This is a genomic window from Bradyrhizobium sp. CCGUVB1N3, from assembly GCF_024199925.1.
Classification (GTDB): domain Bacteria; phylum Pseudomonadota; class Alphaproteobacteria; order Rhizobiales; family Xanthobacteraceae; genus Bradyrhizobium.
Genome location: NZ_JANADR010000001.1, coordinates 2,374,210 through 2,389,073, shown reverse-complemented (window position 1 = coordinate 2,389,073; position 14,864 = coordinate 2,374,210). Strand labels below are relative to the sequence as shown.

Below are 14,864 nucleotides of genomic sequence, written 5' to 3'. Positions count from 1 at the left end.
CGTGACTGAACTTCGCATCGCCATCGTCGGCTTCGGCAAGATCGCACGCGACCAGCACGTCGCGGCGATCGCGGCGACACCGGGCGCAACACTTGCCGCCATCGCGAGCCGCAATGCCTCGCTGCCGGACCTGCCGCATTTCGCCAGCATCGAGGAGCTGCTCGCAAAGGGGCCGCCGATCGATGCGGTGTCGCTGTGCACGCCGCCGCAGGTGCGGCGCGCGCAAGCCTTCGCGGCGCTTGCCGCCGGCAAGCATGTGATGCTGGAGAAGCCGCCGGGCCTCAGCCTCGGCGAACTCGATCCGCTGGTTGCGATGGCGAAGGATGCGAAGCGGACGCTGTTTGCGACCTGGCATTCGCGCTTTGCGCCCGCCGTCGAGCCGGCGCGGCAATGGCTCGCCGCGCGCCGGATCGAGTCCGTGCACATAAGCTGGAAGGAAGACGTCCGCGTCTGGCATCCGGGGCAGGGCTGGATCTGGGAGCCGGGCGGGCTCGGCGTGTTCGATCCCGGCATCAACGCGCTCTCGATCCTGACCCGCATCCTGCCCCGTCCGGTGTTCGTGACGGCGGCGGACTTGTCTTTCCCAGCCAATCGCGAGGCGCCGATTGCGGCGAATTTGGTGCTCACCAATGCCGGCGGCCTGCCGATCACGGCCGAATTCGACTTCCGACAGACCGGCCCGCAGAGCTGGGACATCGTGGCCGAGACCGATCAGGGCCGGATGACGCTGTCGGGCGGCGGTGCCCGCATGGCCGTCGATGGCAAAGTGCTTGCGGAAGAGCCGGAAGCCGAATATCGCGGGCTCTACCGGCGTTTCGGCGAGCTTGCGGCGACGGGGGAGAGCGACGTCGACCTGACACCGTTCCGTCTCGTCGCCGACGCCTTCATGCTCGGCAAGCGCAACGTCGTCGAACCGTTCGTGGAATGATCATGGCAGGGAGCAGCATCGCAAGGGACGTCTTCGGAACGCTGCCGGATGGCCGCGCCGTCGAACGCGTGGTGCTGTGCGGGCAGAGCGGTTTCGAAGCGCGCATCATCACCCATGGTGCGGTGATTCAGGCGCTCATCGCCCCAGATGCCAAGGGCGCTACCGACGACGTCGTGCTCGGCTATGACGATTTCGCAGGCTATCTCGCCGAGCGGAAGTTTTTCGGCGCGACCATCGGGCGCTATGCCAACCGCATCGCGGACGCGCGCTTCGTGCTCGATGGCGAGACGGTGCAACTCGCCGCCAACAACGGCCCGAATGCGCTGCACGGCGGCCTGGACGGCTTTGACCGCAAGCTCTGGCAGATCGCCGACCTCGCTGATGGTGTGGAGCCTGCGGTCACGCTCACTTATACAAGCGAGCACGGTGAGGAAGGTTACCCGGGCCGGCTCGACGTCCGTCTCACCTATCGGGTGACGGGTCCTGCCGAACTGTCGGTCAGCATGGAGGCGAGGAGCGACCGTCCGACGATCGTCAATCTCACCAATCACAGCTTCTTCAATCTGGAAGGGGCGACCTCGGGGATGCCGATCCTCGATCACAAGCTCATGGTCGCGGCTGATCATTTCCTGGCGATCGATCCGACCGCGATCCCGCTGGCCGGGCCGCCGCACGCGGTTGCCGGCACGCCCTTCGACTTCCGTGAGGCCACTGCGATCGGCGCACGGATCCGGCAGAACGATCAGCAATTGCGCAACGGCAAGGGCTACGACCACACGTTCTGCCTTCCGCGTGACGGCAGCTTGCGTCTTGCCGCGCGCGTGAAGGCGCCGCGCTCGGGGCGCGTCATGGAGCTGTTCACGGATCAGCCGGGCTTGCAGGTCTATTCCGGCAACTACCTCGACGGCTCGGTGGCGGGCAAGGGCGGCCGACTGTACCGGCAGTCCGACGCGCTGTGCCTCGAGCCGCACATCTGGCCGGATGCGCCGAACCGGCCGGACTTCCCGAGCCCGCGCCTTGCGCCCGGCAGCGTTTACAAGCACCACTCCGTGTATCGTTTTGGGGTGAGCTCGCCATGACCGAGCAGGTGCCGACCTCTGTCCTGTGCGCCGAGCATTGCCATCTCGGCGAGGGCCCGACCTATGACGTCACCACCGACACCGCCTGGTGGTTCGACATCCGTGAAGGCCGCCTTTACGAGGCCCAGCTCGCTAGCCGCAATATCCGCGTCCATGCACTCGGCCGGATGGCGAGCGCGCTCGGCCGTATCGATGCAGAGCGGCAGTTGATCGTGGCCGAGGACGGCCTCTACATCCGCAAGCGCGCCGATGGCGCGATGACGCTCTATCGCACGCTGGAGGCCGACAACCCGGGCACGCGGTCGAACGACGCGCGCGTGCATCAATCCGGCACGTTCTGGATCGGCACCATGGGCCGCAAGGCGGAAGCAGGGGCCGGCGCGATCTATGCGCTCCATCGCGGCAAGATCTCGACGCTGTTTCCCGGCATCAGCATTCCGAACTCGATCTGCTTTTCGCCCGACGGCGCGATCGGATACTTCGCCGACACCGCGCGCCACGTGCTTTATCGCGTTCCGCTCAATCCGGCGACGGGATTGCCGCGCGGCGAGCCGGAGGTGCTGGTGCGCCACACCGGCGTCGGCGGTCTCGACGGCTCGGTGGTCGATGCCGACGGATTGATCTGGAACGCGCGCTGGGGCGGCGCCTGCGTCGACGTCTATAGTCCCGAAGGCGAGCGCTTGCGCTCGCTGGCGGTGCCGGCACGGCAGTCGAGTTGTCCCGCCTTCATCGGGCCCGATCTGTCACGCCTTCTTGTCACCTCGGCGTGGCAGGATATGGATGCGGCGGCACGCGCCGCCGATCCGCAGGCCGGCTACACCTTCATCCTCGAGGCTGCCGCGCGCGGTCGCGCGGAGCCCGACGTCACGCTCGAATAGGAGAATCCAAGGAGCAATTTAAAGGCACAACACACCGAAGTTCTTGCTGTAACTACAAACGTTCTTACACCCAAGGGAGTGAAGCATGCTGAAACTGAAGACGACCGTACTCGCGCTCGCATTCGCGGGCGCCGCCGCGATGGCCTCATCGGCCCCGGCATTGGCCCAGGACAAGCCGACCGTCGGTATCTCGATGCCGACGAAATCATCGGCGCGCTGGATCGATGACGGCAACAACATGGTCAAGGTGCTGAAGGAGCGCGGCTACAACACCGACCTGCAATATGCCGAGGACGATATTCCGAACCAGCTCTCGCAGGTCGAGAACATGGTGACGAAGGGCGCCAAGGCGCTGGTGATCGCGGCGATCGACGGCACCACGCTGTCGGATGTGCTCAAGCAGGCCAAGGCCAAGGGCATCACCGTGATCGCCTATGACCGCCTGATCCGCGGTACGCCGAACGTCGACTACTACGCGACCTTCGACAACTTCCAGGTCGGCGTGCTCCAGGCGGAATCGATCGTGCAGGGTCTCGGCCTGAAGGATGGCAAGGGTCCGTTCAACATCGAGCTGTTCGGCGGCTCGCCCGACGACAACAACGCCTACTTCTTCTACAACGGCGCGATGTCGGTGCTGCAGCCTTACATCGACAGCAAGAAGCTCGTCGTCGTGTCCGGCCAGATGGGCATGGACAAGGTCGCGACCTTGCGCTGGGACGGCGCCACCGCGCAGGCCCGCATGGACAACCTGCTCAGCGCCTACTACGGCAACAAGAAGGTCAACGCCGTGTTGTCGCCCTATGACGGCCTCTCGATCGGCATCATCTCGTCGCTGAAGGGCGTGGGCTACGGCAGTGCCGACCAGCCGATGCCGATCATCAGCGGCCAGGATGCCGAGGTGCCCTCGATCAAGGCGATGCTGCGCGGCGACCAGTACTCGACCATCTTCAAGGACACCCGCGACCTCGCCAAGGTGACCGCCGATATGGTCGACGCGGCGCTGGCCGGCAAGCAGGTCACGGTGAACGACACCAAGACCTATGAGAACGGCGCCAAGACCGTGCCCTCCTACCTGCTCAAGCCGGTCGTGGTCTACAAGGACAATTGGGAGAAAACCCTGGTTGAAAGCGGCTACTACAAGAAGTCGCAATTCCAGTAAGAGTTGCTCTCCCTCTCCCCGCTTGCGGGGAGAGGGTTGGGGTGAGGGGGAGCCTCCGCAAGGGAGGTGGCAAAGGGACTCGCGGAGACTCCCCCTCACCCGAAATCCGCGCTCCGCGCGCATTTCGACCTCTCCCCGCGCGCGGGGAGAGGCGAAGTAAGGGACACGAAGCCATGACGGCAATGTTGGAAATGCGCGGCGTCAGCAAGAGCTTTGCAGGCGTGCAAGCGCTGCGCGACGTCAATTTCTCGGTCCAGGCCGGGGAGATCCATGCCCTGGTCGGCGAGAACGGCGCCGGAAAATCCACCCTGATGAAGGTGTTGAGCGGGGTCTATCCCCACGGCAGCTACGAGGGAACCATCGTATTCGACGGCGAGGAGCGCCACTTCCGCGACATCAACGATTCCGAGGCGCTCGGCATCATCATCATCCACCAGGAGCTGGCGCTGATCCCGTTGATGTCGATCGCGGAGAATATCTTTCTCTCGCACCCGCCGTCACGGCTCGGCGTCATCGACCGCGACCAGGTCTACCGTCGGACGCGGGACCTCCTGGCCCAGGTCGGGCTGAAGGAGTCGCCGGACACGCTGATCACCGATCTCGGCGTCGGCAAGCAGCAGCTGGTCGAGATCGCCAAGGCGCTCTCCAAGCGCGTGCGCATGCTGATCCTGGACGAGCCGACCGCCAGCCTGAACGAGGCCGACAGCGCCGCGCTGCTCGAGCGCCTGATGAAATTTCGCGAGCAGGGCATCGGCTCGATCCTGATCTCCCACAAGCTGAACGAGGTCGCCAAGGTCGCGGACCACATCACGGTGCTGCGCGACGGCCGCACCGTGGACGGCATCGACTGCCGGACCGAGCAGGTCCAGGAGGACCGGATCATCCGTAGCATGGTCAACCGCGATCTCGCCCACCGCTTCCCCGAGCGCAGCGCCAAGATCGGGGAGGCCGTCCTCAAGATCGAGAACTGGTCGGTTTATCACCCGATCCATCCGGAGCGGCAGGTCATCAAGAACGTCAATTTCGGCGTAAAGCGCGGCGAGGTCGTCGGGATTGCCGGGCTGATGGGGGCAGGGCGCACCGAATTCGCCATGAGCCTGTTCGGCCGCTCCTGGGGCACCAATATCACCGGCCGCATCAGCCTCGAGGGTAACGAGATCGTTCTGCCGAGCGTGGCGGCGGCAATCGATGCCGGCCTTGCCTATGTCACCGAGGACCGCAAGCAGCTCGGGCTGATCCTGGCCGACGACGTCCGCAAGAATATTACGCTCGCCAGCCTTGACCAGGTCGCCCCCGGCAAGGTGATCGACGACATTGCCGAGCTGAAGGTGGCAAGCGACTACCGCAACCGGATGCGCATCCGCTGCTCCGACGTCTACCAGGAGACCGGCCAGCTCTCGGGCGGCAACCAGCAGAAGGTCGTGCTGTCGAAATGGCTGATGACCGACCCCAAGGTTTTGATCCTGGACGAGCCGACGAGGGGTATCGACGTCGGTGCGAAATATGAGATTTACTGTATCATCAACGAGCTGGCGGAGGCCGGCCGGGGCGTCGTGGTGATCTCGTCGGAGATGCCGGAGCTGCTCGGCATCTGCGACCGCATCTGCGTCATGAACGACGGCGCATTCGTCGGCGAGTTCGCGGGCCATGAGGCCACGCAGGAGAAGATCATGCGCGCCATCATGCGCAATGAGAGAAGCAACGGAAACGGCGTGCCTGAGGCCGCGGAGATGGGAGGAATGCAGCCATGACCGACAAGACGGTTTCGCTGCCTGAAGAGCGCCGGCACACGGGCTTCATCAAGAACAATCTGCGCAACTACGGCATGCTGATGTCGCTGCTCGCGATCATGCTGTTCTTCCAGGTCATGACCGGCGGCACGCTGCTGCAGCCGCTCAATCTCACCAATCTCGTGCTGCAGAACAGCTATATCGTCATCATGGCGCTGGGCATGCTGCTCGTGATCGTCACCGGGCATATCGATCTCTCGGTCGGCTCGGTCGCGGGGTTCGTCGGCGCCGTGGCCGCGCTGCTGATGGTGACATACAAGGTCGACTACACCGTCGCCTTCATCGCCTGCCTGCTGCTGGGCGCGGCGATCGGTGCCGCGCAGGGCTATTGGGTCGCCTATTTCAAGATCCCGTCCTTCATCGTGACGCTGGCCGGCATGCTCGTGTTCAAGGGCTTGGCGCTTGCGGTGTTGCAGGGCCAGTCGCTCGGGCCGTTCCCGTCGACCTTCCAGAAATTGTCCTCGGGCTTCATCCCTGAGCTCTTGCCTGAGGCCGGCACGATGCATCCGACCTCGATGCTGATCGGCGCCGTGCTGGCCCTCGGGCTGGTCTATGCTGGCGCGAAGAACCGCTCGCGCGAGCAGTCGCACGGCATCGAGGTCGAGCCTTACGCGTTCTTCCTCGGAAAGAACGTCGTGCTGGCCTGTGCGGTGCTCTATTTCACCTATTTGATCGCGACCTATCGTGGCCTGCCGAACGTGCTGGTCATCATGAGCGCCTTGATCGCGCTCTACGGCTTCGTCACCCGCCGTACCGTGGTCGGCCGGCAGATCTATGCCGTCGGCGGCAATGCCAAGGCGGCCAGCCTGTCGGGCATCAAGACCGAGCGGCTGACCTTCTTCACCTTCGTCAACATGGGCGTTCTGGCAGCACTCGCCGGCCTCGTCTTCGCCGCTCGGCTCAACACCGCAACGCCGAAGGCGGGCCTCGGCTTCGAGCTCGACGTCATCGCCGCCTGCTTCATCGGCGGCGCCTCGGCCTATGGCGGCGTGGGGCGCGTCGGTGGTGCCGTGGTCGGCGCCATGATCATGGGCGTGATGAACAACGGCATGTCCATTCTCGGCATCGGCATCGACTACCAGCAGGTCATCAAGGGCCTGGTGCTGCTCGGTGCGGTCTGCATCGACGTGTACAATCAGCGGCGGTGAGGGGCGCGATCGGCGCGTAGGGTGGGCACGGGCGCGTCAGCGCGGTGCCCACCCGCTTCCCCTATTTTGCGCAACGCCGCCGGCACGCCAACGGCGCGCGCGGCCTGTTTGCTATGTCAGGCTGATCGGATCGAGGACAGGCGTCATTTTCGCTCGCGCGAAGCGGCTCTGGGTTCGGTGCCCGCTTCGTCGAAGGCGACAAGGGAGCTGTCCTGGAATGGCGCAAAGGCAGGTTGCGGCGCCGACAATTCCTGGCAATACATCCGATCGATGTTGCGCTGCATGAGCGCGTAGCACTCGCATGCGACCATCTCCAGCCGCGCCCGGTGGATCTCTACGAAGCCACGCCGGTCGGACGGGATGGCGCCCGCCGCGCGAAGCTTGCTCATCGTCAGGGTCACGGTCGTCCGCCGCACTCCGAGCAATTGCGCAAGCGCCTCCTGCGTCACGGGAAGGTGATCATCGGGAACGCGGTCGTGCAGTTGCAGTAGCCACCGTGCCATACGGCCATCCACCCGATGGAGCGCGTTGCAGGCGGCGACGTGCTGGAGCTGTAGCAACAGCGCGCGAGCGTGGACCTGCACGACATGCCTGATGGCTGCGCTCCGCGCGTAGGCCGCCCGGAACTTCGCAGCTGATATCAGCGATGCCGTGCCGGCCAAGCGAGCAGTCGCTGTCACCGATGAAAGCGACGGACCGAGCACGGAGAACGAGGCCAAAGCGCCTTCCCGTCCCATCAACGTGGTTGCGACCGTTTGCCCGTCGGGCATATCGAGCATGAAGGCGATCGCGCCGCTGTGGGGAAAATATACCGGGTCGAGCTCGTCGCCCGACCGCACCAGGACGGCGTCGGGTTCGAAAGAGACCTTCTGGAAGTGAGGCGTGAGCAAGCCCAAATCCTCGGGCGGCAACGCCGCCAGAAGCCGATTCCCAATGCCGGTGCGGTGAACGGTCACGATGCCTCTTGGTGAACGAGCAACCCAGGAACGACGCTGGCTAGCATCCATGAAAGTGAGTTCGAGTCAACGCAGCGCGCGCCGGCGTGGGCGTTTTCACGGGTGCGGCGGCCCCGACGCGGAACACACGGAGTGGTCGACACAAAGGCAATCGACAACGCAGCAAGCAGCATTTCGATTCCAAAAAATCAGACTATTCGAAAATGAAGCGCCGAATGGAATCCATCCAAACAGAGCCATTGCAGGAGATCAAGCACGGACGATTGCGGGGACATGTCTCGTCCGCGCCGAGCAAAAGCGCGCTTGAGCACCACCGTTAACCGTCGGCTCGGCGAGTGCCGGCGCTCTTGCTTCAGGACTGCAGCACTGGAACCAACCCGTAGCGCAGCATCGTTTCCTTCATTCTTGCCGGATCAGGCGTGCCGGCCGAGAGCAGGGCGGCCATTTCCTTGAAGTATTGCGGACCAAGCACGCCTGGGCTGAGCATGCACAGGCAGGTCGCCGGTCGGGCCGAACGATTGACGAAGCCGTGCACCACGCCGCGCCTGATGAACACGGTCTCGCCCGGCGCCACGTCGGTGTCTTTTCCATCGATCCGCCAGGTCGAGATGCCGCTGAGGCCATAGATCGTTTCGTCCCAGCGATCGTGATAATGAGGGATCGGCATGCGCGCGTTGGGCTGCAGCGTCATCTCGAACAGATCGAGACTGCCGCCGGTATCGTCCTTGCTCTGCAGAAACGTCAGCTGCAGTGCGCCAAGATTGATGATCTGAGGCATGGCGGACCCATCGGGTAGCGAGCGACTGCGAATATTAGCGCGCTACGGCGATAAGCCAAGGAGGATGAGTGGCGCCGTCCGGCAGGTGGCGGTGGAACTCTTGATGTTGTTGTCCGACGGCGCGAAGAAAGCGTCGCAGGATCTCCTTCGGCCGTTCATGGCCGATTTGCTGAATTCAAGGTGAACTCCACGCACCTCGACTACTGCGTCGTGAACAGCACCACTTCGCGACCGACAGGCAGACCGCAGATACGGTCGCCGCCGTCGACAGCACGCCCATCCGCCGGAGCGCTGCGGCGAACAGGATGATGATGGGGGTTGCGGTCATCAGACCTAGTTGCGCCTCGCTCATGGTTGGCCTTCGCGAAAATGATGGAACCTCAACGGCATTCTGCCGACTGCCGCCATCACCGACGTTGCGATGGCGCAAACAGCGCGAAAGCTGCCTCCAGTTTGTCCGCCGACAAATTGCGACGCGCCCCTGCGCGATATTGCATCCCGGCATCGCGTTTTGCGGGGACCGGATGTCGGCAACGGACTACGAGCAGCAGGGAAGTAGCTGGGGCATCCTCGAGGATCTGCCCGGCGATCCCATGATCTGGGTGCTGATCTTCAGCGAGCTTGCTGCCTTCGGGCTGTTCCTGGGCGCCTTCGCAATCGCCCGGCTCGTGCAGCCGGCGCTGTTCGCCTCCGGGCAGGCGGCGCTCGAGTCGGGGCTTGCCGGCATGAACACCGTGGTCCTGGTGACCAGCAGTTGGGCGGCCGCGCGCGGCACGCAAGCCGCGCGGAACGGGGCGAGACGGATCGCGCGCCGTTGGCTGCTCGGTGCCATGGCGCTTGGGGGCGTCTTCATTGCGATCAAGCTGATGGAGTATGCGCAGGAGATCGGCCGCGGCATCGGTCTCGAAACCAGCCCGTTCTTCACGCTGTATTTCCTCCTGACCGGCTTTCACCTCCTGCATGTTGGTCTCGGCATCGTGATCCTCGCCGTGGTCTGCCGGCGCGCGGAAGCTGTGAGCGTCGAGACAGGAACGGCGTTCTGGCACATGGTCGACCTCATCTGGATCGTCTTGTTCCCGATCGTCTATCTGGTGCGGTGATGAACCGTCTCGACGCAACTTGGGCCGCGCTGATCGGGCTTGCGATCACAACCGTGCTGGTGCCCTGGCTCGTGCCGCGCGCGCTTGTCGCCAACGCCGTGGTGCTCGCCCTGGCCGCAGTCAAGGGCCGCCGGATCGCGCTCGACTATCTCGATCTGCGCGCCGCGCCGGCGCTGTGGCGCGGGCTGGTGAGCGCGTGGATCGTCATCCTCGTGCTGTTTGCCTGGCTGGCTTCCGCGGCCGTCGCCCTGATCTGATCGTTGCGCATCGTTGCACTCATTGCGCCGCAACAAAGAGCAGCGCTCGCCGATCGGCAAAATATCGTCACCGCTTTTCTCGACGGGTCTCAACACGAAAAGGATTGGCAATGGCTGAACGCCTGACCAAGTCGGCCGCTCGAAACGTCTTCTACGGCGGATCGGCCTTTTTCTTCGCCATCTTCCTGGGGCTGACCGCGCACAGCCACTACTACATGGCCACAAGCTCGACCGATGCTGCCACGCTGACGGCGTCCGTCGCGCGCGGTAAGCATGTCTGGGAGAGGAACTCCTGCATCAATTGCCACACGCTTTTGGGCGAGGGCGCCTATTTCGCACCTGAGGTTGGCAACGTCTGGGACCGCTGGGGCGGCAAGGAAGATCCTGCCGGTGCTCGCGAGACGCTGAAAGCCTGGATGCAGTCGCAGCCGTCCGGCGCGCCCGGCCGGCGCCAGATGCCGCAGTTCAACCTCACCGACCAGGAGCTCGATGATCTCGCCGACTTCCTGCAATGGGTGAGCACCATCAAGCGCCAGGATTGGCCGCCGAACAAGGCCGGTTGAGCGCTCAACATTCCCTCAAGACAGAGAGCCCGAGATGAAATATCAGACCCAGAAAGTCGCGATGCTGTATTTCTACGGCGCGCTGACGCTGTTCCTGGCGCAGGTCACGTTCGGCCTTGTCGCCGGAACCATCTACGTCCTGCCCAACACCCTGTCCGTCATCCTGCCATTCAACATCGTCAGGATGATCCACACCAACGCGCTGATCGTGTGGTCGCTGATCGGCTTCATGGGCGCGACCTACTATCTTCTGCCGGAGGAAACCGAGACCGAGCTGTTCAGCCCGTTGCTCGCAAAAATCCAGTTCTGGATGTTCTTCTGTGCCGCCGGCATCGCGGTGGTCGGCTATCTCTTTCACTATCACGAAGGCCGCGAATTCCTCGAGCAGCCCTTCATCATCAAGGTCGGCATCGTCGTCGTATGCTTGATGTTCCTGTTCAACGTGACGATGACGGCGTTGAAGGGACGCAAGACCACGGTCACGAACATCCTGCTGTTCGGCCTGTGGGGCGTTGCGATCTTCTTCCTGTTCGCCTTCTACAACCCGGCCAATCTCTCGGTCGACAAGATGTACTGGTGGTATGTCGTCCACCTCTGGGTCGAGGGCGTCTGGGAGCTGATCATGGCTTCGGTGCTCGCCTTCCTCATGATCAAGCTCAACGGCATCGATCGCGAGGTCGTCGAGAAATGGCTCTATGTCATCATCGGTCTCGCCCTGTTCTCCGGCATCCTCGGCACCGGCCACCACTTCTACTGGATCGGCGCCCCCGGTTACTGGCAGTGGATCGGTTCGCTGTTCTCGACGCTGGAAGTCGCGCCCTTCTTCACCATGGTGATCTTCACGGTGCAGATGACCTGGAAGGCCGGACGCAGGCATCCGAACCGCGCCGCGCTGTTGTGGTCGGTTGGCTGCTCGGTGATGGCATTCCTTGGCGCGGGTGTCTGGGGCTTCCTGCACACGCTGTCCTCGGTGAACTACTACACCCACGGCACCCAGGTGACCGCGGCGCATGGGCATCTCGCCTTCTTCGGCGCCTATGTAATGCTGAATCTGGCGATGATGGCCTACGCCATCCCGCAGCTGAAAGAGCGCGCGCCCTACAACCAGTGGCTCAGCATGACGAGCTTCTGGATCATGTGCACGGCCATGATGGTGATGACCTTTGCGCTGACCTTTGCCGGCGTGATCCAGGTCCATCTCCAGCGCGTGCTTGGCCAGAGCTACATGGATGTGCAGGACCAGCTGGCGTTCTTCTACTGGATCCGGCTCGGCTCCGGCGTGTTCGTGGTGATCTCCGCGGTGATGTTCGTCTGGGCCGTGCTGGTGCCCGGGCGCGAGAAGCAGGCGGTCATCCCCGGCGCACTGCAACCCGCCGAATAGGCGTGATGGCGGCCGCGCAAGTCGCGGCCACCCCCTCAAGAGAAATACCGGAGAGACATGATGAAACCTGCACTTCACGCCGTGATGGCGCCCGTGCCTGAGCTTCCAGCCTATGTCGCGAGCGGCAACGAATGCGCGCTGTTCGAGCACGCCTGGCGTCATCGCCTGCCGGTTCTCCTCAAAGGTCCGACCGGCTGCGGCAAGACGCGCTTCGTCGCCCATATGGCGGCGCGCCTGGGATTGCCGCTCCATACCGTCGCCTGTCACGACGATCTCACCGCGGCCGATCTCACCGGACGCTATCTGCTCAGGGGCGGCGACACCGTGTGGACCGACGGCCCGCTGACGCGGGCGGTGCGGGAAGGCGGCATTTGCTATCTCGACGAGGTGGTGGAGGCGCGCAAGGACGTTACCGTGGTCCTGCATCCGCTCACGGACGACCGCCGCATTCTGCCGCTCGAGCGCACCGGCGAAGAGCTTGTCGCGCCCGCAAGCTTCATGCTGGTGGTCTCCTACAACCCGGGCTACCAGACGCTCCTGAAAGCGCTGAAACCGTCGACGCGCCAGCGCTTCGTCGCGATCGAGTTCGGCTTCCTGCCGGCGGAGCAGGAGATCGTGGTGGTCTCCGTCGAAAGCGGGCTAGCGCCCGATCGCGTGCGGCCGCTGGTCCAGCTTGCCGCTCGCCTGCGGGCGCTGAAGGGTCACGATCTGGAGGAGGGCGTCTCGACCCGGCTCGTCGTCTATTGCGCGACATTGATTGCAGCCGGGGCCTCCATCGCGGACGCCGTGCTGGCGGGCATGATCGAACCGCTGACCGACGATGCCGACGTCAAGGCGGCGCTGCTCGACGTCGCGCGCGCCGTGATCGGGTGAGGGAAGCAGATGCTCGACTTCCTCGAGCTGGAAGAGACGGTCGGCCGTGCCTGGCATCGCCTGGTCGGCGGCACCGCGAGCTATCCGGTCCATGCCGGGCATGCGGTATCGCTTGCAGAAGTGCGCGCGCGGATCGCCGTGATGTTCCGCGCGCTCGGCGGCGAATCCGGCGTGCAGATCGCGAGCGCCAGCGCGCGCCGCTCTGGCCACAGGCTCGGCTGGCGTCAGCGCATCGGGCTCGGCGACGAGCGCCTTGAGCAGCCGGGGCGTGACGCCGCAACCATCTTTCTGCCGGACCGCATCGCGATTTTCGAGGATCGCGCGCTGAATGCGTCGCTCTATCGATGGCTCGCCGCCTGGTTCGCGACCGCGCCGGTCGAGGCGATCGACGAGGTCGATCCGCTGCGGCGCGATCTCTTGATGCTGCGCCGGGCGAGCGAGACGGCGGTGTGGGTGCTCACGCAGTTTCCCGGACTGGCGGAGGACTACGCGGAGCTCGCCGCGGCAACGGCGCTGGCGCGTCCGCGCCGGCCACTGCCGCGCATCGAACAGGAGATGGAAGAGATCGTTCTTGCCTTGCTCGGCGCGGGCAAGCCACCTTCAGGCAATTTGTGGAAGGCCATGGCCGGCACCGGCACGCTGCCGGCAAGGGCGCCGCCCGGATATCGCTGCATTCTGCCGTGCTCGCTGTGGGGCGATTGCTGGACGCGCGGGCTCTCGTCCGCGGGCGCAAACGACGATGAGAACGCACAGGGCGCAGAACCTGCGCCAGCGGACGATCGCAAGCGCTTCGCTGTCCGCGAGCGCGATGCGGATGCGAGCCGCCGCGATCCCTTCGTGCTCAACCGCTTCGAGAAGATCCTCGCAATGGCCGAGATGGTCAATGTCGATCGTCCCGCCGACGACAGTGAGGACGAGGACGCGCAGAAGGCGGCTGACGATCTCGATGAGATCACGCTCGGCCGCCGCAGCGGCAAGCCCGCAACCCGGCTCAAATTCGATCTCGACCTGCCGCCGGAAGCCCTCGACGCGTCGCCGCTGAACGCGGACCTCACCTATCCTGAGTGGGATTATCGTAGCGGAACCTATCTGCCCGATCATTGCCGCGTGCTTGCCGCTGCGGCGTCCGAGACCGGCGATAACTGGGCACCGGATGAGACCATGCGCCGCCGCATCCGCCAGGTGCGGCGCCGGTTCGAAGCGTTGCGGCCGCGCCGCGAATTGATGCGCGCGCAAGCCGACGGACACGACTTCGATCTCGACGCGCTGGTGCGAGCGCGTTGCGACCTTCGCGCCGGCAGCGGTGCGCTCGATCGCGTCCATGTGGCGATGCGGCCGCAGGGCCATGATCTCGCCGTCACGCTGCTGGTCGATGTCTCGCTATCGACGGATGCGTGGGTCGATGGTCACCGCGTGCTCGACGTCGAGAAGGAAGCACTTCTGGTGCTCGCGCATGGGCTTTCGGCCTGCGGCGATCAACACTGCATCCTGACCTTCACCTCGCGACGGCGCTCCTGGGTACGGCTCGAGACGGTCAAGGCGTTCGGCGAGCCGATGAGCGGGGCAGTCGAGCGCCGCATCGGCGCGCTGAAGCCCGGTTACTATACGCGCATTGGCGCGGCAGTGCGTCACGCCGCGGCCGGGCTCGCCCGCCAACCGCAGCGCAAGAAGCTGCTGCTCGTCCTGACCGACGGCAAGCCGAACGATGTCGATCACTATGAGGGGCGCTTTGCGATCGAAGACACGCGCAAATCCGTGCAGGAGGCGCGCCGGCTTGGCATTGCGGTGTTCGGCGTGACGGTCGATGCGACGGCGCAATCCTATTTTCCGACCCTGTTCGGGCGCGGCGGTTACGCGATCGTCGGCAACATCCGCCGGCTGCCCGCGGCGTTGCCTGCGATCTACCGGCAGGTGGCGCATTAAGGGCGCGGATAAGCTCGCGACGGCGTGTTCCCGGCTGAGCTATTGCTCATA

The 14,864-nt window shown here is 64.6% G+C and carries 14 protein-coding genes; 12 read left to right on the top strand and 2 right to left on the bottom strand.

Going from position 1 to position 14,864, the window contains the following annotated elements; all coding sequences use genetic code 11:
- The first annotated feature begins 1 nt into the window (after position 1).
- The 6 genes from NLM33_RS11370 (at position 2) to mmsB (ending at position 6,982) form a co-directional block, all read left to right on the top strand.
- Positions 2–928 carry a Gfo/Idh/MocA family protein gene (locus tag NLM33_RS11370; RefSeq protein ID WP_254096134.1) on the top strand — a complete coding sequence of 309 codons (927 nt, stop codon included), beginning with the start codon at positions 2–4 and terminating at the stop codon, positions 926–928.
- A 2-nt stretch (positions 929–930) separates the two neighbouring features.
- A complete protein-coding gene (locus NLM33_RS11365) occupies positions 931–2,007 on the top strand; it encodes an aldose epimerase family protein (protein ID WP_254096133.1) in 1,077 nt (358 codons plus the stop codon).
- Positions 2,004–2,885, top strand: coding sequence for an SMP-30/gluconolactonase/LRE family protein (locus NLM33_RS11360; RefSeq protein WP_254096132.1), 882 nt, complete (start codon positions 2,004–2,006; stop codon positions 2,883–2,885). The genes NLM33_RS11365 and NLM33_RS11360 overlap by 4 nt, the downstream gene beginning before the upstream one ends.
- A gap of 85 nt (positions 2,886–2,970) precedes the next feature.
- Entirely contained in the window at positions 2,971–4,044 is a 1,074-nt protein-coding gene (gene chvE, locus NLM33_RS11355) for a multiple monosaccharide ABC transporter substrate-binding protein (protein WP_305880485.1), read from the top strand.
- Between the two features lie 173 nt (positions 4,045–4,217).
- A complete protein-coding gene (gene mmsA / locus NLM33_RS11350) occupies positions 4,218–5,795 on the top strand; it encodes a multiple monosaccharide ABC transporter ATP-binding protein (RefSeq protein WP_254096131.1) in 1,578 nt (525 codons plus the stop codon).
- Positions 5,792–6,982 carry a multiple monosaccharide ABC transporter permease gene (gene mmsB, locus NLM33_RS11345; protein ID WP_254096130.1) on the top strand — a complete coding sequence of 397 codons (1,191 nt, stop codon included), beginning with the start codon at positions 5,792–5,794 and terminating at the stop codon, positions 6,980–6,982. The genes mmsA and mmsB overlap by 4 nt, the downstream gene beginning before the upstream one ends.
- 143 nt (positions 6,983–7,125) lie before the next feature.
- Here mmsB and NLM33_RS11340 read toward each other — a convergent pair whose 3' ends face one another.
- Positions 7,126–7,938 carry a Crp/Fnr family transcriptional regulator gene (locus NLM33_RS11340; protein ID WP_254096129.1) on the bottom strand — a complete coding sequence of 271 codons (813 nt, stop codon included), beginning with the start codon at positions 7,936–7,938 and terminating at the stop codon, positions 7,126–7,128.
- Between the two features lie 352 nt (positions 7,939–8,290).
- Positions 8,291–8,716: a cupin domain-containing protein gene (locus tag NLM33_RS11335; RefSeq protein ID WP_254096128.1), complete on the bottom strand. Its 426-nt coding sequence runs from the start codon at positions 8,714–8,716 to the stop codon at positions 8,291–8,293.
- A gap of 524 nt (positions 8,717–9,240) precedes the next feature.
- Here NLM33_RS11335 and NLM33_RS11330 point away from each other — a divergent pair.
- The 6 genes from NLM33_RS11330 (at position 9,241) to NLM33_RS11305 (ending at position 14,813) form a co-directional block, all read left to right on the top strand.
- Positions 9,241–9,816, top strand: a complete 576-nt coding sequence (locus tag NLM33_RS11330; RefSeq protein WP_254096127.1) for a cytochrome c oxidase subunit 3 family protein — start codon at positions 9,241–9,243, stop codon at positions 9,814–9,816.
- Positions 9,816–10,073: a cytochrome C oxidase subunit IV family protein gene (locus tag NLM33_RS11325; protein ID WP_371929932.1), complete on the top strand. Its 258-nt coding sequence runs from the start codon at positions 9,816–9,818 to the stop codon at positions 10,071–10,073. The genes NLM33_RS11330 and NLM33_RS11325 overlap by 1 nt, the downstream gene beginning before the upstream one ends.
- A 110-nt stretch (positions 10,074–10,183) precedes the next feature.
- Positions 10,184–10,636: a cytochrome c gene (locus NLM33_RS11320; protein ID WP_254096125.1), complete on the top strand. Its 453-nt coding sequence runs from the start codon at positions 10,184–10,186 to the stop codon at positions 10,634–10,636.
- A gap of 34 nt (positions 10,637–10,670) precedes the next feature.
- Complete coding sequence (locus NLM33_RS11315; RefSeq protein ID WP_254096124.1) at positions 10,671–12,017, top strand: cbb3-type cytochrome c oxidase subunit I; 1,347 nt, start codon at positions 10,671–10,673, stop codon at positions 12,015–12,017.
- 60 nt (positions 12,018–12,077) lie between these two features.
- Positions 12,078–12,890: a CbbQ/NirQ/NorQ/GpvN family protein gene (locus NLM33_RS11310; protein ID WP_254096123.1), complete on the top strand. Its 813-nt coding sequence runs from the start codon at positions 12,078–12,080 to the stop codon at positions 12,888–12,890.
- Positions 12,891–12,899: 9 nt separating this feature from the next.
- The gene (locus NLM33_RS11305; protein WP_254096122.1) at positions 12,900–14,813 is read left to right on the top strand and encodes a nitric oxide reductase activation protein NorD; all 1,914 of its coding nucleotides are present in this window, start codon (positions 12,900–12,902) and stop codon (positions 14,811–14,813) included.
- The last annotated feature ends 51 nt before the right edge of the window (positions 14,814–14,864 follow it).